Origin of the sequence: Hydrogenophaga sp. PML113, from assembly GCF_001777155.1 — a bacterium.
In the GTDB taxonomy this organism is placed as follows: domain Bacteria; phylum Pseudomonadota; class Gammaproteobacteria; order Burkholderiales; family Burkholderiaceae_C; genus Hydrogenophaga; species Hydrogenophaga borbori.
In genome coordinates, this window is record NZ_MIYM01000002.1 from 423,824 (window position 1) to 444,010 (window position 20,187).

Sequence of the window (20,187 nt, forward strand, 5' to 3'; positions counted from 1 at the left end):
CGCCCCTCTGTCCCCGATTCAGTCGCGCAGGATGTGCAGCACCTCGGAGCGGAATTCCCGGCTGTACAGGATGGCCGTCACCACGGCCGTGGCCATCACCATGGCCAGGGGCGAGACGAACCAGCCCAGCAGCGCGAACGAAAAGTAGTACGCGCGCAGGCCGTCGTTCATGGTTTCGGCGGCCGAGGCCACCAGGGCACCCGCGCGGTCGGCGTAGGCCCGCCGGTCGAACTTGCCCGCGGCGAAATCTTCGGGCGGGGGCATGGAGCCGATCACCAGCGCCACGAAGGTGTACTGCCGCATGGACCAGGAGAAGCGGAAGAACGAGTACACGAAGATCGCGATCAGCACCAGGATCTTGAACTCGAAGACGATCAGCGTGGTCGCCTGCGCGAAGGGGATCTCGCTCATCAGCTCGGTGGCCTTGTCCGTGGTGCCCAGCAGCGCGAACAGGCCGCCGATGATCAGGATGGACGTGGACGAGAAGAAGGACGGCGTGCTCGACAGGTTCTGCGTGATCAGGCCGTCGAGCATGCGCGGGTCGCGGGCGATGGCCTGTTCCATCCAGTAGCGCCGGTAGCGGTTGGTGGTGGCCAGCAGCGAGGGCCTGCGCCGGGCCCAGGGCTTGGCAACGGTCGCGTAGCCGATCCAGAGCGAAAAAAAGCAGACCAGCGCGAGCCAGTCTGCCCAGGGGAGGATGCTGAAGATCTTCATGGAGACAGCATGCTACGCCTCCACGGAGCGGCTCAGATCAGGGTTTGAACCGTGCCGCGATCGCCGCCACCCGCTCGCCGAACAGGCGCGCCGTTTCCAGGTCGCCCGCCAGCATGTCTTGGGCGCCCGCGTCGGACGGCGACTGCGCGATGGCGCCGCTGTACGACACGAGGTAGTTCACGTCGTCGCGCTGGGCCGCCTTGGTGTTGGCGGGCATCAGTCCCTGGCTCACCCAGATCATGCCGTGCTGCATGGCCAGGGTGAACAGGGTGTTCAGCGTGGCCAGCTTGTCGCCGTTCATGCCCGCGCTGTTGGTGAAGCCGGCGGCGATCTTGTCCTTCCACTTCTGCGCGAACCAGGGCTTGCTGGAGGCGTCGGCGAACTTCTTGAACTGCCAGCTCACGCTGCCCATGTAGGTGGGCGAGCCGAAGACGATGGCGTCCGCCGCGTCCAGCGCCTCCCAGCCGCCCGTGGGCAGGTTGCCATCGGCGTCGATGGCGATGAGCTCGGCCCCCGCGCCATCGGCCACCGACTGCGCCATGCGCTGCGTGTGGCCATAGCCGGAGTGGTAGACGACAACCACTTTGGTCATGCGTGTGCGCTCCGGGTCCGCTCAGGCGCCGCGCTTGGCGTCCAGGCTCCAGCCGCCGGCGCCGAAGGCGGCGATGGCGAGCAGGCCGCCCACGATGGCGATGTTCTTGAAGAACATCAGCGATTGCATCATCTGCGCATCGGCCGGCATCGCCCAGAAATTGTGGAAGAAGAACGAGGCAACCAACGTGAACACCCCCAGCACCAATGCGGCGGGGCGGGTGCACAGGCCGATGACCAGCAGGATGGACGCGCCGACCTCGACCAGGATCGCGAGCGCCGCGCCCACTTCAGGCATGGGCAGGCCGACCGAGCCGATGTAGCCGGCCGTGCCCGCGAAGCCTGAGATCTTGGAAATGCCGGCGGGCAAGAACAACACGGCCATCAGCAGGCGGGCCAGCAGGGCGAAGGGATTTTGCAGGGCGTTCATGGGAGGTTCTCCAGGGTTGAAAAGCGGTTGGGGGAATCAGTGGGCGAGGTCGAACACCAGCACCTCGGCGTCTTTGCCCTTGCCCAGGGTAAGCGAAGTCTCGCCGTCCAGCACGGCCGCGTCGCCGCCGGCCAGGCGCTGGCCATTGACCTCGAGTTCGCCGCGCACCAGGTGCACATAGGCCTTGCGCTTCGGGTCCAGCGCGATCTGCGCGGCCTCCGCGCCGTCGAACAGGCCCGCGTACATGGCGGCGTCGGCGTGAATGGTCACCGAGCCGTCCCGGCCGTCGGGCGAGGCCACCAGGCGCAGTTGGCCGCGCTTGTCGGCCTCGGCAAAGCCCTTCTGCTCGTAGCTCGGCTCGATGCCGCGCTGGTTCGGCTCGATCCAGATCTGCAGGAAGTGCGTGGTGTCGTTCGGCGCATGGTTGAACTCGCTGTGGCGCACGCCGCTGCCGGCGCTCATGCGCTGCACGTCGCCGGGCGGGATGCCCTTGACGTTGCCCATGCTGTCCTTGTGCGCCAGGTTGCCCTGCAACACGTAGCTGATGATCTCCATGTCGCGGTGGCCGTGCGTGCCGAAGCCAGTGCCCGGGGCGATGCGGTCCTCGTTGATGACGCGCAGGTTGCCCCAGCCCATCCAGGCAGGGTCGAAGTAGTCGGCGAAGGAGAAGGAGTGGTAGCTCTTGAGCCAGCCGTGATCGGCATAGCCACGGGCGTCGGAGCGGCGGATCTGCATCATGGTGGGGTCCTTTCTTTCGGGGGGGCCAGCGGGCTGGCATGGGCTGAATTCTGGGCGCCGCCCCCCTGACCGGGGCCGCAGGCTTTTGATGGCATCATTCAAAATCTTTGAACAGAAACACCCCCAGATGCCCGCTCCCATCAGCGCCCGCAGCGCCCTGTCCGCCGAGAACCTGGCCCTGGTGGAGGCCGTCTCCCGGCTCGGCAGCATGGCCGCCGCCGCGCGCGACCTGGGCATGGTGCCCAGCGCCCTCACCTACCGCATCCGCCAGATCGAAGACGCGCTGGACGTGCTGCTGTTCGACCGCAGCGCGCGCCGCGCCATGCTCACCCCGGCCGGCGAGGAACTGCTGCGCGCGGGCGAATTCCTGCTCAACGAGTTCGACGCCGTGGCGCGCCGCGTCAAGCGCGTGGCCACGGGCTGGGAGCCGCAGTTCACCATCGCGGCCGACGCGCTGATCTCGCGCGCCACCCTGTTCGAGCTGTGCGAGTCCTTCTACGCCACCGGCGCGCCCACGCGGCTGCGGCTGCGCGCCGAAACCCTCTCGGGCACGCTGGAGGCCCTGCAGAACGGGCTGGCCGACATCGCCCTGGGCGTGGCGGCCGATTCCGTGGGCCCGGGCCTGCAGGCCGCGCCGCTGGGCACGGCGGGCTTCGTCTATGCCGTGGCGCCACACCACCCGCTGGCGCGCCTGGAGGCCACGCTGACCGAGGAACACATGCGCCAGCACCGCGCCGTGGCCGTGGCCGACAGCACCCAGCGCGGCCGCGGCGTCAGCCACAACCTGCTGCCCGGCCAGGACGTGCTCACCGTGCCCACCATGCAGCACAAGCTGGAGGCGCAGCTGCGCGGCCTGGGCGCGGGCTTCCTGCCCACGGCGCTGGCCCAGCCTTTCATCAACGCCGGGCGGCTGGTGGTCAAGCCGGTGCAGCAGGGCGAGCGCAGCTTCCGCGTGGCCTACGCCTGGCGACAGACGCGCCACGCCGCCGACGGAGCCCGCGCGCTGCGCTGGTGGCTGGACCACCTCAAGCACGCCGGCACGCGCGAGGCCTTGCTGAACAACCACCACCAGAGTTGAGCACCGCCGCTGCTACATTCGCCCAATGACTTCACGCCCTACCTCGATTCCGCGCGCCCCCTTGCACGTCGCCGTGGTGGGCGCGGGCATGGCGGGCGTCACCGCCGCGCGCACCCTGCTGCAGGCCGGCCACCGCGTCACGCTGATCGAGGCCGCGTCCGCCGTCGGCGGGCGCATGGCCACCCGGCGCACCGAGTTCGGCGGCTTCGACCCCGGCGTGCAGTACTTCACCGTGCGCGATGCGCGCTTCGAGCTCGCGCTGCGCGCCACCGCCACCCGCGCCGTGCGCGCCTGGAGCGCCAGCACCGTGCGCGTGCTCGACGCCGTCGGCCACGTGCTGGCCAGCGCCCCGCCGCCCACCGAACCGCACTTCGTGGCCGCGCCGGGCATGAACGCCCTGGTCGCGCTCTGGGCGCAGCCGCTGCTCCAACCCGAGGCCCACGGCCAGGCCTCGGCCCCGGCGCTGCTGGACACGCGGGTCGCGCGGATCGAAGCCGACGCCCTGCACCCCCGGCAATGGCAACTGCGCACCGACGACGGCGACGGCGGCCAGCGCGTGCTGGGCGGCTTTGATCGCGTGCTGCTGGCCATTCCCCACCCGCAGGCGCACGCGCTGCTCCTGGCCTCGGGCCTGGCGCCCGAGTTGCGCGCCGCGCTGGCGCCGGTGCACGTGGCGCCCTGCTGGACGCTGATGGTCGCCTTCCCCCAGGCCATGCAACCGGGCCTGTACCACCTGGGCCCGCAGTGGAGCGCGGCGCGCAGCACGCACCACCGCATCAGCTGGCTGGCGCGCGAGTCGAGCAAGCCGGCGCGCGACCCCATCGAGCGCTGGACGGTGCAGGCCAGCCCCGCGTGGTCGACCAAGCACCTGGAAGACGACGGCGAGCGCGTGAAGGCCAAGCTGCTCAAGGGCTTCGCCGAAATCACCGGTATCCGCGCCACGCCGCCCTTCGCCGAGGTGCAGCGCTGGCGCTACGCGCAAACCCAGACCCCGCTGGGCCGCAGCCACCTGCTCGACACCGCGCTGGGCATTGGCCTGTGCGGCGACTGGTGCCTGGGCCACCGGGTGGAAGACGCCTTCGTGTCTGGCCTGGAGCTCGCGCTGGCCGTGGCCTGAAAGCCCCATGACCCGGTGAGCTACCGCGGACGCTTCGCGCCCTCGCCCACCGGCCCGCTACACGCGGGCTCACTGGTGGCCGCGCTGGCCAGCTGGCTGGACGCGCGCGCCCACGGCGGTGCCTGGCTCGTTCGCATCGAGGACGTGGACACGCCGCGCTGCATCCCCGGGGCCGACCGGCTCATCCTGCAACAGCTCGCCGCCTGCGGCCTGGAGAGCGACGAAGCCGTGGTGTGGCAATCGGCGCGCGGCGCACGCTACCAGGCCGCGCTGGACCGGCTCATCGCGCAGGGCGATGTGTTTCCCTGCGCCTGCTCGCGCCAGGACATCGAGCGCGCCCTGCTGGCCAGCGGCACGCCGCGCGAGCGCCACCAGGCCGCCGTGTACCCCGGCACCTGTCGGCCCGAGAGCGGCGGCCTGCGGGGCCGCGCGCCGCGCGCCTGGCGCTTTCGGGTGCCGGACGGCGCGGTGGTGCACTGGCACGACCGCCGCCTCGGCCCGCAGTCGCAGGACGTGGCCGCCACGGTGGGCGACTTCATCCTGCGCCGCGCCGACGGCCTGTGGGCCTACCAGCTCGCCGTGGTGGTGGACGACGCCGCGCAAGGCATCACCCACGTGGTGCGCGGCGAGGACCTGGCCGACAACACGCCGCGCCAGATCCTGCTGCAACGCGCGCTGGGCCTGCCCACGCCGCGGTACCTGCACACCCCGCTGGTGCGGGGCGACAACGGCGAGAAGCTGAGCAAGCAGAACGGCGCTCAGGCGCTGGACCTGAGCGACCCACTCGCGGCCCTGAACGCGGCGGCGCGCGCGCTGGGCTTGGGCCCGCGCACGGGGAGCGTCGCCTCGGCGCTGAAGGACTGGTCCCAGGCCTGGGCCGGCTCTGCGCCTTAAGCGCTCCATCAGGAACGGGCCTGTCCGGCCCGACCACTCAACCGGCGTTCAGCGATCGCGGCCCACGGCCGCTGCCTCCCCGCCCGACCATGGAACGCTACTCCCCCCCTACCACGCCCAGGACCACGCCGCCGTCCCGGACCCGCGCCGAGACCGAGACCGCCTCACCCGAGCGCCGCCCCGCCCCCCCTCAGCGAACCGGGTTGCGATCCAGCATTTCCACGCACTTCCAGCGGCTGGGCATCGAGCTCAACACCACCTTCAACAAAGGCGGCCAGTACGAACAGGCCCACCGCCAACTCATGGCATGGGGGCACGACGCGCGGGAGGCCACGGCCATCGCCAAGACGGACGACTACCCCCGCCTGCACGCGCTGGTGTTCGGCACCCTGATCGGCCCGCCGCCCTTCGCCCCGCGCACGCCCACCCTGAACGAAAGCGACACCCAGGCGCTGCTTGCCGTGTGCCAGGCCTGGCTCGAAGCCGGCAACCCCATGGCCGCCTCCCGGCTGGTCTGCGCCGTGTTCAAGGACCGGCCCCAGGACGCCGCATTGCTGCACCAACTGCTGTGCCGTGCACCCAAGGTCCCCCAGACCCTCATGGCCGGCTTCGAGCCCGATGCAACGCAGCATCTGGTGCCGGCCATCCTGTGCCTGGCCGAGCGCGGCTGGACGAACCGCGCGGACCCGTCGGTGCACCTGAACGCCGCGTCGCGCGACGCGCTCGACAAGCTGGTGCAACGCGCCGACCCCACCCAGTGGATGCGCCTGTGCCTCATCACGGCCAGGCAGCGCGTGCAAGCCGGCCAGCCCTTGATGCCACCGGTTGCGCCTGCGCCCCCACGTCCCAACCCACCCCTCACTGCCGATGAGACCGACACCGACCTACGTTGGCAAGAAGACACGCAGAGCGGCCCCCCCAGAGGACAAAACCCGCTCCCTGTCGCGCTCGCAGACCCCGACCACCGCGCTGTCCAGCTCTGAAGAGACGGCACGCGCGTCGACGTCCCCGCGCGCCTCGGCCTCCACCCCCTCCACCCCTCAACTCGCCAGGGAAGCGCTCACCTCCGGCCCCGAGCGGTTCACGCTCCCCCAGCCGAACCCGCACCACCACAGGACCGGGTCCTGGTCCCTGAGCGCCAGCCGCGAATCCCACCCCCATGGGGCGGGCAAGCCCTGCACCGACACCGCCGCGCCCACCCCACGCACGGCACCCCCTTCGGCGCAGCAGCAGCTGCTGGGCGGCGACTCACCAAGAACCACGCGCCGGACATCGCCCAACTCATCCACACGCTGTTCAAGCCCAAGCCCCTCCACTGAACCCGGTCCATGTCCTGCAGCAAGGCCCTCTCCACCTCCCACGCACGGCGCCACCCATGGCCTGGCCCGGGCCTGCCGCCCCCCAGCCCCCACCCACCGCACAGCCCACTCGCCGCCGGGCGTGCCGCGCGGCTGGTGCGCGACAACCCCCCGCCCTTCAGCCGCCACCGGCCGCCCAACCCGGCCTCGGCCCTCTGGTTGCTGCTCATGCCCCGCCTGCCGGCGCGCACCCCGGAGCAGGCGGCGACGCACGCCGCTGTCCTGCGCGTGCTGCTGGCGCAACCAGATCCCGCGGCGCGCGCGGACCTGTTCCGCGGCTACGAGCGGTGGCATCCCTTCCATGCGCCCAGCGACCCCACCGCCCGCCTCTTCCACCTGGTGTCCCACCTGCAAAAGCCCGAGCACCGAGCGACCGAACGCACCTGGGCGGCCCTGCATCGCGCACCCAGCCCGGGCCCATCGACGGACTGGACCGTGTGGCGCGAGCTCTGCCGCGTGCTGGCCGCGCAGTTGGCGCCGGTGGTGCAATCGTTCCAGCGGTCCCGGCAGTCGGCGCCGAACCAGCGCCGGCTCGACGACCTCATCCTGCGCGCGCTGCTGCGCCTGTCGGACCCCGATGGGGGCGATGCCGCGACGGCCATCCAGCACCTGTTCGAGTTGCTCAGCGACTTGACGCACGCGATCGACGTGGCGCATCGACCGCACTTCGCGCAGCGGCTCTACGGCGCCTGTGCTTCGTGGATCCAGCAGTCGATGCGCCCCCCCGTCGCCCCTTTCACGCCGGCCCGGCCGCCCGTCCACCTCCTGGCCCTGCAAGGGGCCCTGTACGTGCTGCGCAAGGGCCTGGGCCCCTCTGGGGATGCGTCGCCGCTGCGCGCGCCGCCAGGGCTGGCCCACACGGTGTCCACCTTCGCCCAGTTGTTCTATGCCCTGCACGCGCCCGACCCCGCGCAACGCCAGCGCCAGCTGGCCGCGCTGCGCGATCGCGTCGAGACCGATGCGCTGCTGTCGACGCACCGCGAGGACGCGGCCCAGGCCCTTCAAGGCCTGCTGTCGTTCTATCTGCACGATTGAAGCCGTCTCGCGGACGGGCCGGGGGAAACTGGGCCTGGGCGGCCCGGTCGGCACGCCCCCTAAAATCCCGGCCCGACCATGACCGACCCCCGCCACGCGCAACCGCGCACTCCCCCCAGCGACGTGCCCTACCTGCGGCAGGTCAAGAGCTACGTGCTGCGCGCGGGCCGCACCACGGCCGCGCAGGCCAAGGCCTACGAGGTGTATGGCCCGCGCTTCCTACTGCCTTACACCGCCGACCAGCGCCTGGACGCCCGCGCCGCCTTCGGCCGCGAGGCCCCGCTGGTGCTGGAGATCGGCTTCGGCATGGGCGGCGCCACCGCCCACATCGCCAGCGTGCGGCCGCAGGACAACTTCCTCTGCTGCGAGGTGCACGAGCCCGGCGTGGGCGCGCTGCTCAAGCTCGCCGGCGACGGCGGGCTGGAGAACATCCGCATCCTGCGCCACGACGCGGTCGAGGTCATGGACCACATGCTGGCCGACGCCAGCCTGGACGGCGTGCACGTGTTTTTTCCCGACCCCTGGCACAAGACCAAGCACCACAAGCGCCGCCTGATCCAGGGCCCGTTCGTCAACCGCCTGGCGAACAAGCTCAAGCCCGGCGGCTACCTGCACCTGGCCACCGACTGGCAGCCCTACGCCGAGCAGATGCTGGAGGTGCTGCGCGCCGAGCCCCTGCTGCGCAACACGGTCGAAGGCTACGCCCCCAAGCCCGACTACCGCCCGCTCACCAAGTTCGAGAACCGCGGTTTGAAGCTCGGCCACGGCGTGTGGGACCTGGTCTGGCGCCGGGTCTGAGCGTGCCAGCCCTCAGCCCTTCAGCAGGGCCCCGGCAAGGGCAGCGACAACTGCAACGGCAGCAGGGCTGGCGCCTGCAGTACAAAGCGTCCCTCTCGCCCGTCTGACACCCGCATGGCGCACCGCCCCAAGAACCCCCTGATTCCCACGCGCGAGGGCGTGTCGCCCAGCTGCGTGGCCATTCCCTTCACCCAACCGGCGCCCTGGGCCTCGGTGCTGCAGTTCCTGAGCGAGCGCCTGCCGGTGATCGCCCCCGGCGAATGGGCGCGGCGCCTGGCGCGCGGCGAGGTGCTGGACGACCACGGCCAGGCCCTGGCGCCCGAAGCCCCCTGCGAGCCCGGCGCCCGGCTCTACTACTGGCGCCATGTCGAGGACGAAGCGGAGATTCCCTTCGAGCCCCAGATCCTGTTCCACGACGAGCACCTGCTGGTGGCCGACAAGCCGCACTTCATGCCCGTCACGCCCAGCGGGCGCTATGTGCGGCACAGCCTGATGGTGCGGCTCAAGCAGCGCACAGGCCTCGACTCGCTCAACCCCATCCACCGCATCGACCGCGAAACCGCCGGCCTGGTGGTGTTCAACCTCCGGCCGCAGGACCGCAACGCCTACCACGCGCTGTTCCGCGAGCGCGCGGTCGACAAGGCCTACGAAGCCATCGCGCCGCACGACCCCACGCTCGCGCTGCCCCTCACCCGCCGCAGCCGCATCGAAGAGGACGTGGAGGCCTTCTTCCGCATGGTGGAGGCCGAGGGCGAGCCCAACAGCGAGACGCGCGTCGAGCGCCTGGAGGTGCGCGGCGCCTGGGCCCGCTATGGCCTGGCACCGCTCACCGGCAAGCGCCACCAGCTGCGCGTGCACCTCGACGCCCTGGGCCTGCCCATTGCGGGCGACCAGTTCTACCCGCGCGTGCGGCGCGGCCCCGACGGGGTCGAAGATTTCACCGAACCCTTGCGGCTGCTGGCGAGCGCCATCGCTTTCACCGACCCGGTGACGGGCCAGGCCCGGCGCTTCGAGAGCGCGCGCACGCTGGACTGGCCCTTGCCCTGACCGGCGGTCGCCCACAGGCGCAGGCGATCCGCTGGCGGGGAACGCCAGGTCAAGAAAACCTCGAAGCTGCCGACGAGAGGGTGGGCCACCGCCCTCGCTGTCCCCGCTGTCGCGCTTTCGCCTTACATGCCCCGCACTTCCATCGATACGCCCGCCGCCGTCGTGCAGGCGCTCAACCACGACGGCGCCGTGCTGCCCCCGCGCAGCTCCTGCGACGTGTTCTCCCAGACCCAGGCCAAGGTGCAGTGCATGGTCTGCATCGCGCCGGCCATGAAGCGCACCGTGCCCCACGTGGTGGTGGTGCTGATGGGCGCCGACCGCCACGACCAGCGCGAGGCCGCGACCGTGCTGCAGCGCCTGCTGGGCGAGGGCTCGGCCACGCCGGTCGACCTGCGCGTGCTGCAGTCCGGTGGCGTCACCCTCATGCTGGCCCCCTGGGCCGCGCGCGAGCTGGTGCGCGGCGTGGCCGACTCGGTGGCCAAGAGCTGGCACCCGCAGCGCATCACGGTGGACGGCTCGCGCCTCGACGGCGACGGCGTGGTCGTGGTGCCCGGCCCGGGCTCTCAGGGCGACATGGCGGTGGAAATCCGCCAGGCGCTGGAGTCCTTCGTGGCGGACACCGGTTCGCTGTGGGAACACGCCCGCCGCCTGCTCTCCAGCAAGACCGAGCCCAAGCGCTGGACGCTGCCCCTGGGCTGCAGCGTGATCGAACGCCACGAGGGCCGCCAGGTCTGCTGGGACATCGGCTTTGAGGACATGCGCAAGCTGGAGCGCGCGGTCGCCCTGGTCGACGCGCGCCTGGCCATGGGCCGCGACCACCTGCTGCGCCCCTGGGCCGCCGCCGAGGAAGACGCGGTGGAAACCCGCCTGCCCTCGATCTCGCTGATGGCCCTCGCGCCCTCGCGCGAAGCGCGCGCGCAACTGGCCCGCCTGCTGCGCAACGTGCTGTTCCAGATCGGCCGGCTGGGCTTCGTGGCCTCGCGCCCGGCGGACCTGGCGGACACCTCGGGCCAGCCGGGCTGATCAGACGCGCTCGGCCACCCAGCCCTGCACCGAGGCCAGGGCCTTCGCCAGCCCGCTCGGGTCGGTGCCGCCGGCCATGGCCATGTCGGGCTTGCCGCCACCCTTGCCGCCCACCTGCTGGGCGACGAAGTTCACCAGCTCGCCGGCCTTCACCTTGCCCACGCTGTCGGCCGTGACGCCGGCGGCCAGCTGCACCTTGCCGCCGTCCACCGCCGCCAGCACGATGGCCGCGCTCTTGAGCTTGTCCTTGAGCTTGTCCATCGTGTCGCGCAGGGTCTTGGCGTCGGCGCCATCCAGCGTGGCGGCCAGCACCTTCAGGCCCTTCACGTCCACCGCGCGGCCCAGCAGCTCGTCGCCCTGGCTGGACGCCAGCCTGCCCTTGAGCGCGGCGATTTCCTTCTCCAGCGCCTTGATCTGCTCCAGCGTCTGGCCCACGCGCGCGGTGAGCTCGGCCACCGGCGCCTTCAGCGCGCCCGCGGCCTGGGCCACGGTGCTTTCCAGCGACTGCAGGTAGGCCAGCGCGTTCTCGCCGGTGACGGCCTCGATGCGGCGCACGCCGGCGGCCACGCCGCCCTCGCCCACCACCTTGAACAGGCCGATATCGCCGGTGCGCGTCACGTGCGTGCCGCCACACAGCTCGCGGCTGCTGCCGATGTCGAGCACGCGCACCGTGTCGCCGTACTTCTCGCCGAACAGCATCATGGCGCCGGTCTTCTGGGCCGACTCGATGTCCATCAGGCGCGCCTGCGTGGCCGCGTTGGCCAGGATCTCGGCATTGACCAGGGCCTCGATGCGGCGAACCTGTTCGTCGGTGAGGGGCGCGTTGTGCGCGAAGTCGAAGCGCGTGCGCTCGGCGTTCACCAGCGAGCCCTTCTGCTGCACGTGATCGCCCAGCACCTCGCGCAGGGCCTTGTGCATCAGGTGGGTGGCGCTGTGGTTGCGCACGGTGGCGGCGCGCTGCGCGGTGTTCACCTGCGCGTTCACCGCGTCACCGACGTTGAGCGTGCCCTGCTCCACCGTGCCGTGGTGGCCGTACACGTCGGCCTTGATCTTCTGCGTGTCGGCCACCGCGAAGCGCGCCGAGCCGGCCGTGATCAGGCCTTCGTCGCCCACCTGGCCGCCGCTCTCGGCGTAGAAGGGCGTGCTGTCGAGCACCACCACCCCGCTCTGCCCGCTCTTGAGCGCGGCCACCGGCGTGCCGTCGAGGTAGAGCGCGACGATCTTGCCCGGGGCCTCGAGCCGCTCGTAGCCCACGAACTGGTTGCCCGCGCCGCCGTAGTCCAGCGCCTTGTCCATCTTGAACTTGCCAGCCGCGCGGGCCTGCGCCTTCTGGTGCTCCATGGCGGCCTGGAAGCCGGCCTCGTCCACCGCCACGCCGCGCTCGCGGCAGACGTCGTTGGTCAGGTCCAGCGGGAAGCCGTAGGTGTCGTGCAGCTTGAAGGCCACGTCGCCGGGCAGGACCGTCTGGCCGCCCGCGAGCGCGGCGTCCAGGATCTCCATGCCATTGGCCAGCGTTTCATAGAAGCGCTCTTCCTCGGCCTTGAGCACCTCGACGATGCGCTGCTCCTGGCGGGCCAGGTTGGGGTAGGCCGCGCCCATGAGCCGCACCAGCACCGGCACCAGCTTGTGGAAGAAGGGCGTCTTCTGGCCCAGCTTGTAGCCGTGGCGGATGGCCCGGCGCACGATGCGGCGCTGCACGTAGCCGCGGCCCTCGTTGCTGGGGATGACACCGTCGCTCACCAGGAAGGCGGTGGCGCGGATGTGGTCGGCGATGACCTTGAGCGAGGGGTTGGCCAGGTCGCTGGTGTGGGTCTCGCGCGCGGCGGCCTCGATCAGCGCCGCGAAGATGTCGATCTGGTAGTTGCTGTGCACGTGCTGCAGGATGGCGGCCAGGCGCTCCAGGCCCATGCCGGTGTCCACGCAGGGCGCGGGCAGCGGCACCACGCTGCCGTCTTCCTTCATGTCGAACTGCATGAACACGTGGTTCCAGATCTCGATGAAGCGGTCGCCGTCCTCGTCGGGGCTGCCCGGGGGGCCGCCGGGGATGTGCGGGCCGTGGTCGTAGAAGATCTCCGAGCAGGGGCCGCAGGGGCCGGTGTCGGCCATCATCCAGAAGTTGTCGCTCTTGTACTTGCCGCCCTTGTTGTCGCCAATGCGGATCACGCGCTCGGGCGGCAGGCCGATCTCCTTCGTCCAGATGTCGAAGGCCTCGTCGTCGTCGATGTAGACGGTGGCGAGCAGGCGCTCCTTGGGCAGCTTGTAGACCTCGGTCAGCAGTTCCCAGCCCCACTTCAGGCTCTCGCGCTTGAAGTAGTCGCCGAAGCTCCAGTTGCCCAGCATCTCGAAGAAGGTGTGGTGGCGCGCGGTGTAGCCCACGTTCTCCAGGTCGTTGTGCTTGCCGCCGGCGCGCAGGCAGGCCTGCACGGACGCGGCCCGCACGTAGGGGCGCTTGTCGGTGCCCAGGAACACGTCCTTGAACTGCACCATGCCCGAGTTGGTGAACATGAGCGTGGGGTCGTTGCCCGGCACCAGCGGGCTGGACGGCACCACCGTGTGCCCCTTGGAGGCGAAGAAGTCCAGGAAGCTCTTGCGGATGTCGGCGACGGAGACGGGAGCGGTCGTGGGGGCTGTCATAGGACCTTTTGGGCTGCGGAATGGGAGCGCGCCGGGCACGCGAACCCGCTATTTTCCAACATGCGGGACAGGCGCCCCCATCCCGGGGAAAACCACCGCCCCGGGTGGGCGGTCGCCAGCGCTCCCCCCCCCCCCGCCCCACCCCCGGGGCTATGCTCCCACCCCGGATCGGGAGCACAATCGCGCCCTGAATTATTTAACAAGTTAAATTTTCACCTTCCCGCTGCCTCGCGAACCGACGGAGACACCCATGGACATGAAAACCTCCCCCCTGGCCCTGCTGAAAGACCCCAGCCTGCTCAAGACCGACGGCCTCATCAACGGCCAGTGGATCAAGGGCGGCGCCCGCTTCGACGTGCACGACCCCGCCACCGGCCTGAAGCTGGCCGACGTGGCCAACCTGGGCGCGGCCGACGCGGAAGCCGCCATCGCCGCCGCCGACAAGGCCTGGCCGGCCTGGCGCGCGCGCAGCGCCAAGGAGCGCGCCAACCTGCTGCGCAAGTGGTACGACCTGCTGATGGCGAACCAGGAAGACCTGGGCCGCATCCTCACCGCCGAGCAGGGCAAGCCCTTTGCCGAGGGCAAGGGCGAGATCGCCTACGGCGCCAGCTTCGTCGAGTGGTTCGCCGAGGAGGCCAAGCGCGTCAACGGCGAGACCCTGCCCACCTTCGACCCCAACCGCCGCCTGCTGGTGCTCAAGCAGCCCATCGGCGTGTGCGCGGCCATCACGCCCTGGAACTTCCCCCTGGCCATGATCACGCGCAAGGTGGCGCCGGCCCTGGCCGCCGGCTGCCCGGTGGTCATCAAGCCGGCCGAGCTCACGCCGCTGACCGCCCTGGCCGCCGCCGAACTGGCCGTGCGCGCGGGCATCCCGGCCGGCGTGCTCAACGTCATCACCGCCGACTCGCAGCAGAGCATCGCCGTGGGCAAGGCCCTGTGCGCCAGCGACACGGTGCGCCACCTGAGCTTCACCGGCTCCACCGAGGTCGGCCGCATCCTCATGGCGCAGTGCGCGCCCACGGTGAAGAAGCTGGCGCTGGAGCTGGGCGGCAACGCCCCCTTCATCGTCTTCGACGACGCCGACATCGACTCCGCCGTGGAAGGCGCCCTGGCCAGCAAGTACCGCAACGCCGGCCAGACCTGCGTCTGCGCCAACCGCTTCTACGTGCAGGCCGGCGTGTACGACGAGTTCGTGCAGAAGTTCGCCGCCAAGGTCCAGGCCTTCAAGGTGGGCAACGGTTTTGAAGACGGCGTGGTGCAGGGCCCGCTGATCGAGGACGCGGCGGTGGAGAAGGTGCAGCGCCACGTGGACGATGCGCTGGCCAAGGGCGGCACCGTGGTGGCCGGCGGCAAGAAGCTGCAGGGCCAGTTCTTCGAGCCCACGGTGGTCGCCGGCGCCAAGGCCGACATGCTGTGCGCGCGCGAGGAGACCTTCGGCCCCTTCGCGCCGGTCTTCAAGTTTCAGACCGAGCAGGAGGCGATCGACGCCGCGAACAACACCGAGTTCGGCCTGGCCAGCTACTTCTACAGCCGCGACGTGGGCCGCATCTTCCGCGTGAGCGAGGCGCTGGAGTACGGCATGGTGGGCATCAACGTGGGCATCCTGGCCACCGAGCACGTGCCCTTCGGCGGCGTCAAGCAGTCCGGCCTGGGCCGCGAAGGCTCGCACCACGGCATGGACGACTACGTCGAGATCAAGTACCTGTGCCTGGGGGATGTTCTGAAGTGAGCTCCCCGATGCGGTTCAGCGACTGGAACAACCCCTACCCCGTCTCGCGCGCGCCGCTGATGGCGCGCAACGCGGTGGCCACCACCCAGCCGCTGGCCGCGATGGCCGGGCTGCGCATGCTGCTCAAGGGCGGCAACGCGATCGACGCGGCCATCGCGACCGCCGCCGCGCTGACGGTGGTGGAGCCCTGCTCCAACGGCCTGGGCAGCGACAACTTCGCCATCGTCTGGGACGGCGAGCGCCTGCACGGCATGAACTCATCGGGCGTGGCGCCCATGGGCTGGAGCAAGGCCTACTTCGATCAGAAGCACGGCGGCCAGATGCCCCTGCGCGGCTTCGACGCCGTCACCGTGCCCGGCGCCGTGGGCGGCTGGGCGGCGCTGTCCGAGCGCTTCGGCGCCCTGCCCTTCGCCGACCTGATGGCGCCCGCCATCGAACTCGCCGAGCGCGGCCACGCGGTGGCGCCGGTGATCGCGAAGAAGTGGGCGCAGGCCGTGCCCCTGCTGCACGACAAGCCCGGCTTCGCCCAGGCCTTCCTGCCGCGCGGGCGCGCGCCGCAGGCGGGCGAGCGCTTCGCTTTCCCCGACGCGGCCCGCGCGCTGCGCGCCATCGCCCAAACCCGCGGCGAGGCCTTCTACCGCGGCGAGATCGCCGCCGCCATCGAGGCCTTCGCCCGTGAGCACGGCGCCCAGCTGCGCGCCAGCGACCTCGCCGCCCACCAGGCGCAATGGGTGCGGCCCATCGAGATCGGTTTCGCCGGTCACACGGTGCACGAGCTGCCGCCCAACGGCCAGGGCATCGCCGCGCTGATGGCGCTGGGCATGCTGGAGCAGCTGGACATCGGCCGCTTCGGGGCCGACAGCATCGAAGGCCAGCACCTGCAGATCGAGGCCATGAAGCTGGCCTTCGCCGACACCTACCGCTGGGTGGCCGACGAGCGCTACATGACCGAGGTCACCGCGGCCGATCTGCTGGACCCCGCCTACCTGCGCGAGCGCGCCCAGCGCATCGACCCCAAGCGCGCCATCGACCCCGGGCCGGGCGAGCCGCCGCGCGGCGGCACGGTGTACCTCACCACCGCCGACGCGCAGGGCCGCATGGTCAGCCTGATCCAGTCCAACTACCTGGGCTTCGGCAGCGGCGTGGTGGTGCCCGGCTGGGGCGTGAGCCTGCAGAACCGCGGCCACGGCTTCACGCTGCAGGACGGCCACCCCAACCAGGTGGCGCCGGGCAAGCGGCCCTTCCACACCATCATCCCGGGCTTTCTCACGCGCGGCGGCCAGCCGGTGATGGGCTTTGGCGTGATGGGCGCCAACATGCAGCCCCAGGGCCACGTGCAAACGCTGGTGCGCATGCTGGTGCACGGCCAGCAGCCGCAGGCCGCCAGCGACGCGCCGCGCTGGAAGTGGGGCAAGGGTCTGGACGTGGACTTCGAGTCCACCATGAACCCCGCGCTGCGCGAGGGCCTCAAGGCCTTGGGCCACCGCTTCGAGCCCACCGCCGACAGCTACCTCGACTTCGGCAGCGGCCAGTTCATCGCACGCCTGAGCGACGACCTGGAGGACGGCTACGTGGCCGCCAGCGATTCGCGGCGCGACGGGCAAGCGGTGGGGTTTTGAGCGCCCCGGCGGCGCGCCCCCCTTTCTGCGCCATCGACTTCGGCACCTCCAACTCGGCCATCGCGCTGCCGGCACCCGGCGGCGGCGTCGAGCTGGTCGAGGTGGAGCCCGGCCGGCGCACCATGCCCACCGCGGTCTTCTACCAGGTGGAGGGCCTGGCGGCCCACGAGGAGCCGCAGCGCGCGTACGGCCGCGAGGCCCTGGCCGCCTACATGCAGGGGCATGAGGGACGGCTCATGCGCTCGATGAAGAGCATCCTCGGCTCCAGCCTGGCCGAGCAGAGCACCGAGGTGGGCGCCGGCCGATCGGTGCGCTACCTCGACGTGGTCTCGGGCTACCTGCGGCACCTGAAGTCGCTGGCCGAGCAACAGGCCGGCGCGCCGCTGGAGCGCGCGGTGCTGGGCCGCCCGGTCTATTTCGTCGATGGCGATCCGGTGCGCGACGCCCAGGCGCAGCGGGCGCTGGAAGACGCGGCGCGCGCCGTCGGCCTGCGCGAGCTGAGCGTCCAGTACGAGCCGATCGCCGCCGCGCTCGACTACGAGCAGACCGTGCAGCGCGAGCAGCTGGTGCTGGTCGCCGACATCGGCGGCGGCACCTCGGACTTCTCGCTCGTGCGCATCGGCCCCGAGCGCCGCCAGCGACTGGACCGCCAGGACGACATCCTGGCCAACCATGGCGTGCACGTCGCCGGCACCGACTTCGACCGCCACATCGAGCTGGCCAGCATCCTGCCCCTGTGCGGCTACAAAGGCCTGGGCCCGCGGCGCCCCGGCGAAACGCCGCGCGAGGCGCCCAGCCGCGTGTACTTCGACCTCGCCACCTGGCACCTCATCAATACGGTCTACAGCCCCCGGCGCATGGCCGAGCTGCGCCGCATGGGCGGCTTCTACGGCGACCCCGCGCAGTACCGGCGGCTGATGACCGTGCTGGAGAAGCGCCTGGGCCACGCCCTCGTCGGCCAGGCCGAAGCGGCCAAGATCGCCGTCGCCGAGGGCGGCGCCACCCGCATCGACCTGGCCCGGCTGGAACCCGGCCTGCAGGCCACGCTCGATGGCGCCCAGGCCGTGCAGGCGCTGGACGCGCAGCTGCAGCGCATCGTGGCGGCGGCCGACGAAACGCTGCGGGCGGCCGGCGTGCGCGCCGACGCGGTGGACGCCGTGTACTTCACCGGCGGCTCCACCGGCTTCAGGCCCCTGACCGAGCGCATCGCCGCCCGCCTGCCGGCGGCGCTGGCCTGGCATGGGGACCGCGACGCCAGCGTGGCCCGGGGGCTGGGCGTGCAGGCGCAGCGGCTGTTCGCGTGAGCGGCCGCGGCGGGCTTGCCCGGCGCGATACCGCGTATCGCTGCGAGCGATGCGCCCGCGCCATCCCCGCCCGTAGACTGCCCGGCGTTCCCTCAACGCCACGGCAGACCCCATGAACATCAGTCAGGAAGGACAAGGGCCCCTCGTGGTCCTGAGCCACGCACTCGCCCTCGACCGCCACATGTGGGACGCGCTCACGGCCCGGCTCGCAACCCACTGCACCGTGGTGCGCTACGACCACCGGGGCCATGGCCAGGGCCCGTCGCCGGAGGCGCCCTACACCATCGACGACCTGGCGGACGACGCCGCTGCCGTGATCCGCTCGGTCTCGTCGCGACCCGTGGTGTTCGCCGGCCTGTCGCTGGGCGGCATGGTCGGTCAGGCGCTGGCGGCGCGGCACCCGGCGCTGCTGCGCGGCCTGGCCGTCATCAACTCCGCGCCCCACTACGCCGACCGCGCGCTGTGGGACGCGCGCATCGAGGCCGTGCGCCGCAGCGGCATGCCCGCCGTGGCCGACGCTTCGCTCGACCGCTGGCTGACGCCGGCGTTCCGCCAGAGCCCGGCCGGCCAGGCCGTGGCCGAGCGGCTGCGCCAAAGCCTGCTGGGCACCGACACGCTGGGCTATGTGCGCGCCTGCGAGGCGATCGCGGCCATGGACCTGCGCCCGGGCAACCGGCGCATCCACACGCCCACGCTGGTCGTCGCGGGTCGGCACGACCTCGCCACGCCGCTGGCGCAGTCGCAAGCCATCGCCGCCGACATCGCGGGCGCGCGCATCGCCGAGGTGGAGGCCGCGCACATCAGCGCGGCCGAGTGCCCGGACGAACTCGCCCGCGTACTGGGCGACTGGGTGCGCGCGCTGCCCGCCGAGGCGGCCTGAGGCCGCGTGCACGCTTTGGGCTTTGGGCTTTGGGCTTCAGGCTTCAGGGGCTGCGGGTGGGCGGGCCGAGGGTTCGGGCAATGGCGCGAGAAGCGAGGTTCTTTCGTTGATTGGCCAGCTCAGGTGCCGCACGCCACGGCCCTGTGCCCGGCCCTGACACCCACCACCCAGGCAACGACCATCACCCGCCCGGCGCATTGGCCGCGCGGCCGTTGCGGTCGTAGGCGCGCGCCTGCAGGCGCGGGAACTCGCGGATCAGCGCCTGGCGCAGCCACTGGTTGGCCGGGTCGGTGTGCGCGCTGCGGTGCCAGTACAGGTTGGCCTGGAACGTGGGCGGCCGAAAGGGCAGCCGCACCTGCTTGATGCGCGGGTGGTCGATGATGAAATCGGCCAAGGCCTGCGGCACCACGGCCACCGCGTCGCTCTCCGCCACGATGACGGGCACGCTCATGAAGTGCGGCGTGCGCAGCACCACGTCGCGCTGCAGCTGGCGCCGCTGCAGGAAGCGGTCGAACACCTCCTGGCTTCGGCCGGTGGCCTCCACCACCACGTGCGGCAGGCGCGCGAACTGCTCCGGCGTCATGCGCTCGCCCAGCTCGGGGTGGCGCGCGGCCGCCAGGCAGGCGAACGAGTGCAGCGCGATGCGCCGGTGCATGAAGGCCGAGCCCTTGATGTCGGGGTAGAAGCCGGCCGCCATGTCCACCTCGCCCGCCGCCATGGCCTCCTCCAGGTCGCGCGGCGACATGAACACCGAGCGCAGGCTCATGCGCGAGGCGTTTTCCTTCAAGGCCCGCAGCGCGATCGGCAGGTAGATGCCCTCGGCGATGTCGGTGAGCGCGATGCGGAACTCGCGCGTGGAGGTGGTGGGGTCGAACACCGGCGGCTTGAGCACCTCGGCGTCCACCGCGCGCATGATGCCGCGCACCGAATCGGCCAGGCTGCGCGCGCGGCTGGTGGGTTCCATGCCGCTGGCGCCACGCAGGAACAGCGGGTCGCCGAGCTGCTTGCGCAGGCGCGCCAGCGCGGTGCTCAGGCCAGGCTGGCTCATGTTCAGCGCCTGCGCGGCACCGCCCACGCTCTTGGTGTCGTACACCGCGAGAAACACCCGCAGCAGGTTGAGGTCGAAGCGGGGGGCGGCGTCTTGTCCCATCTGCAATCCAGATACTGTTGATCGCCTTCATCTTATCGACTTATGAGT

At 71.4% G+C, this 20,187-nt stretch carries 18 protein-coding genes; 12 read left to right on the top strand and 6 right to left on the bottom strand.

Features of this window, described 5'->3' with window-relative positions; all coding sequences use genetic code 11:
* Positions 1 to 18: 18 nt before the first annotated feature.
* Genes BHU06_RS05340 through BHU06_RS05355 form a run of 4 tightly spaced genes read right to left on the bottom strand, consistent with a single transcriptional unit; the run spans position 19 to position 2,473 of the window.
* Positions 19 to 714, bottom strand: coding sequence for a DUF599 domain-containing protein (locus BHU06_RS05340; protein ID WP_070398099.1), 696 nt, complete (start codon positions 712 to 714; stop codon positions 19 to 21).
* A gap of 37 nt (positions 715 to 751) precedes the next feature.
* Complete coding sequence (locus BHU06_RS05345) at positions 752 to 1,306, bottom strand: flavodoxin family protein (protein ID WP_070398100.1); 555 nt, start codon at positions 1,304 to 1,306, stop codon at positions 752 to 754.
* A 21-nt stretch (positions 1,307 to 1,327) separates the two neighbouring features.
* Positions 1,328 to 1,735, bottom strand: coding sequence for a DoxX family protein (locus BHU06_RS05350; RefSeq protein WP_070398101.1), 408 nt, complete (start codon positions 1,733 to 1,735; stop codon positions 1,328 to 1,330).
* 36 nt (positions 1,736 to 1,771) lie between these two features.
* Positions 1,772 to 2,473 carry a pirin family protein gene (locus tag BHU06_RS05355; protein WP_070398102.1) on the bottom strand — a complete coding sequence of 234 codons (702 nt, stop codon included), beginning with the start codon at positions 2,471 to 2,473 and terminating at the stop codon, positions 1,772 to 1,774.
* 127 nt (positions 2,474 to 2,600) lie between these two features.
* On the opposite strand from BHU06_RS05355, the gene BHU06_RS05360 reads away from it, so the two are divergent.
* From BHU06_RS05360 to BHU06_RS05400, 8 genes are all read left to right on the top strand, one after another.
* Positions 2,601 to 3,551, top strand: coding sequence for a LysR substrate-binding domain-containing protein (locus BHU06_RS05360; RefSeq protein WP_070398103.1), 951 nt, complete (start codon positions 2,601 to 2,603; stop codon positions 3,549 to 3,551).
* A 25-nt stretch (positions 3,552 to 3,576) separates the two neighbouring features.
* On the top strand, positions 3,577 to 4,668 hold the full coding sequence (locus BHU06_RS05365; protein ID WP_070398104.1) for an NAD(P)/FAD-dependent oxidoreductase: 1,092 nt from the start codon (positions 3,577 to 3,579) through the stop codon (positions 4,666 to 4,668).
* Positions 4,669 to 4,683: 15 nt separating this feature from the next.
* Entirely contained in the window at positions 4,684 to 5,562 is an 879-nt protein-coding gene (gene gluQRS / locus BHU06_RS05370) for a tRNA glutamyl-Q(34) synthetase GluQRS (RefSeq protein WP_070398105.1), read from the top strand.
* Between the two features lie 203 nt (positions 5,563 to 5,765).
* A complete protein-coding gene (locus tag BHU06_RS05375; protein WP_070398106.1) occupies positions 5,766 to 6,545 on the top strand; it encodes a hypothetical protein in 780 nt (259 codons plus the stop codon).
* Positions 6,546 to 7,016: 471 nt separating this feature from the next.
* Positions 7,017 to 7,955, top strand: a complete 939-nt coding sequence (locus BHU06_RS22380; protein ID WP_070398108.1) for a hypothetical protein — start codon at positions 7,017 to 7,019, stop codon at positions 7,953 to 7,955.
* Between the two features lie 78 nt (positions 7,956 to 8,033).
* Positions 8,034 to 8,753, top strand: coding sequence for a tRNA (guanosine(46)-N7)-methyltransferase TrmB (gene trmB / locus BHU06_RS05390; RefSeq protein ID WP_070398109.1), 720 nt, complete (start codon positions 8,034 to 8,036; stop codon positions 8,751 to 8,753).
* A gap of 114 nt (positions 8,754 to 8,867) precedes the next feature.
* Positions 8,868 to 9,800 carry a pseudouridine synthase gene (locus BHU06_RS05395; protein WP_070398110.1) on the top strand — a complete coding sequence of 311 codons (933 nt, stop codon included), beginning with the start codon at positions 8,868 to 8,870 and terminating at the stop codon, positions 9,798 to 9,800.
* A 126-nt stretch (positions 9,801 to 9,926) separates the two neighbouring features.
* Positions 9,927 to 10,823 carry a hypothetical protein gene (locus tag BHU06_RS05400; protein WP_070398111.1) on the top strand — a complete coding sequence of 299 codons (897 nt, stop codon included), beginning with the start codon at positions 9,927 to 9,929 and terminating at the stop codon, positions 10,821 to 10,823.
* Here BHU06_RS05400 and alaS read toward each other — a convergent pair whose 3' ends face one another.
* Positions 10,824 to 13,457, bottom strand: coding sequence for an alanine--tRNA ligase (alaS, locus tag BHU06_RS05405; protein ID WP_070398112.1), 2,634 nt, complete (start codon positions 13,455 to 13,457; stop codon positions 10,824 to 10,826).
* Between the two features lie 250 nt (positions 13,458 to 13,707).
* On the opposite strand from alaS, the gene BHU06_RS05410 reads away from it, so the two are divergent.
* The 4 genes from BHU06_RS05410 (at position 13,708) to BHU06_RS05425 (ending at position 18,989) form a co-directional block, all read left to right on the top strand.
* Positions 13,708 to 15,186, top strand: coding sequence for an NAD-dependent succinate-semialdehyde dehydrogenase (locus BHU06_RS05410; RefSeq protein WP_070398113.1), 1,479 nt, complete (start codon positions 13,708 to 13,710; stop codon positions 15,184 to 15,186).
* 8 nt (positions 15,187 to 15,194) lie between these two features.
* A complete protein-coding gene (locus BHU06_RS05415; RefSeq protein ID WP_070398114.1) occupies positions 15,195 to 16,805 on the top strand; it encodes a gamma-glutamyltransferase family protein in 1,611 nt (536 codons plus the stop codon).
* Positions 16,802 to 18,109: an Hsp70 family protein gene (locus tag BHU06_RS05420; protein ID WP_070398115.1), complete on the top strand. Its 1,308-nt coding sequence runs from the start codon at positions 16,802 to 16,804 to the stop codon at positions 18,107 to 18,109. Before BHU06_RS05415 ends, BHU06_RS05420 begins: the two co-directional genes overlap by 4 nt.
* Before the next feature lie 112 nt (positions 18,110 to 18,221).
* Complete coding sequence (locus BHU06_RS05425) at positions 18,222 to 18,989, top strand: alpha/beta fold hydrolase (protein ID WP_070398116.1); 768 nt, start codon at positions 18,222 to 18,224, stop codon at positions 18,987 to 18,989.
* Positions 18,990 to 19,170: 181 nt separating this feature from the next.
* Here BHU06_RS05425 and BHU06_RS05430 read toward each other — a convergent pair whose 3' ends face one another.
* Positions 19,171 to 20,139, bottom strand: a complete 969-nt coding sequence (locus BHU06_RS05430; RefSeq protein ID WP_070398117.1) for a LysR family transcriptional regulator — start codon at positions 20,137 to 20,139, stop codon at positions 19,171 to 19,173.
* Positions 20,140 to 20,187 lie beyond the last annotated feature (48 nt).

Excerpts from the sequence above, each read along its gene's own strand:
- alaS (WP_070398112.1), bottom strand. The coding sequence starts at position 13,457 with ATGACAGCCCCCACGACCGCTCCCGTCTCCGTCGCCGACATCCGCAAG.
- BHU06_RS05340 (WP_070398099.1), bottom strand. The coding sequence starts at position 714 with ATGAAGATCTTCAGCATCCTCCCCTGGGCAGACTGGCTCGCGCTGGTC.
- BHU06_RS05395 (WP_070398110.1), top strand. The coding sequence starts at position 8,868 with ATGGCGCACCGCCCCAAGAACCCCCTGATTCCCACGCGCGAGGGCGTG.
- BHU06_RS05360 (WP_070398103.1), top strand. The coding sequence starts at position 2,601 with ATGCCCGCTCCCATCAGCGCCCGCAGCGCCCTGTCCGCCGAGAACCTG.
- BHU06_RS05345 (WP_070398100.1), bottom strand. The coding sequence starts at position 1,306 with ATGACCAAAGTGGTTGTCGTCTACCACTCCGGCTATGGCCACACGCAG.
- BHU06_RS05355 (WP_070398102.1), bottom strand. The coding sequence starts at position 2,473 with ATGATGCAGATCCGCCGCTCCGACGCCCGTGGCTATGCCGATCACGGC.
- BHU06_RS05425 (WP_070398116.1), top strand. The coding sequence starts at position 18,222 with ATGAACATCAGTCAGGAAGGACAAGGGCCCCTCGTGGTCCTGAGCCAC.
- BHU06_RS05415 (WP_070398114.1), top strand. The coding sequence starts at position 15,195 with ATGCGGTTCAGCGACTGGAACAACCCCTACCCCGTCTCGCGCGCGCCG.
- BHU06_RS05430 (WP_070398117.1), bottom strand. The coding sequence starts at position 20,139 with ATGGGACAAGACGCCGCCCCCCGCTTCGACCTCAACCTGCTGCGGGTG.
- BHU06_RS05400 (WP_070398111.1), top strand. The coding sequence starts at position 9,927 with ATGCCCCGCACTTCCATCGATACGCCCGCCGCCGTCGTGCAGGCGCTC.
- trmB (WP_070398109.1), top strand. The coding sequence starts at position 8,034 with ATGACCGACCCCCGCCACGCGCAACCGCGCACTCCCCCCAGCGACGTG.
- BHU06_RS05365 (WP_070398104.1), top strand. The coding sequence starts at position 3,577 with ATGACTTCACGCCCTACCTCGATTCCGCGCGCCCCCTTGCACGTCGCC.
- BHU06_RS05350 (WP_070398101.1), bottom strand. The coding sequence starts at position 1,735 with ATGAACGCCCTGCAAAATCCCTTCGCCCTGCTGGCCCGCCTGCTGATG.
- BHU06_RS05410 (WP_070398113.1), top strand. The coding sequence starts at position 13,708 with ATGGACATGAAAACCTCCCCCCTGGCCCTGCTGAAAGACCCCAGCCTG.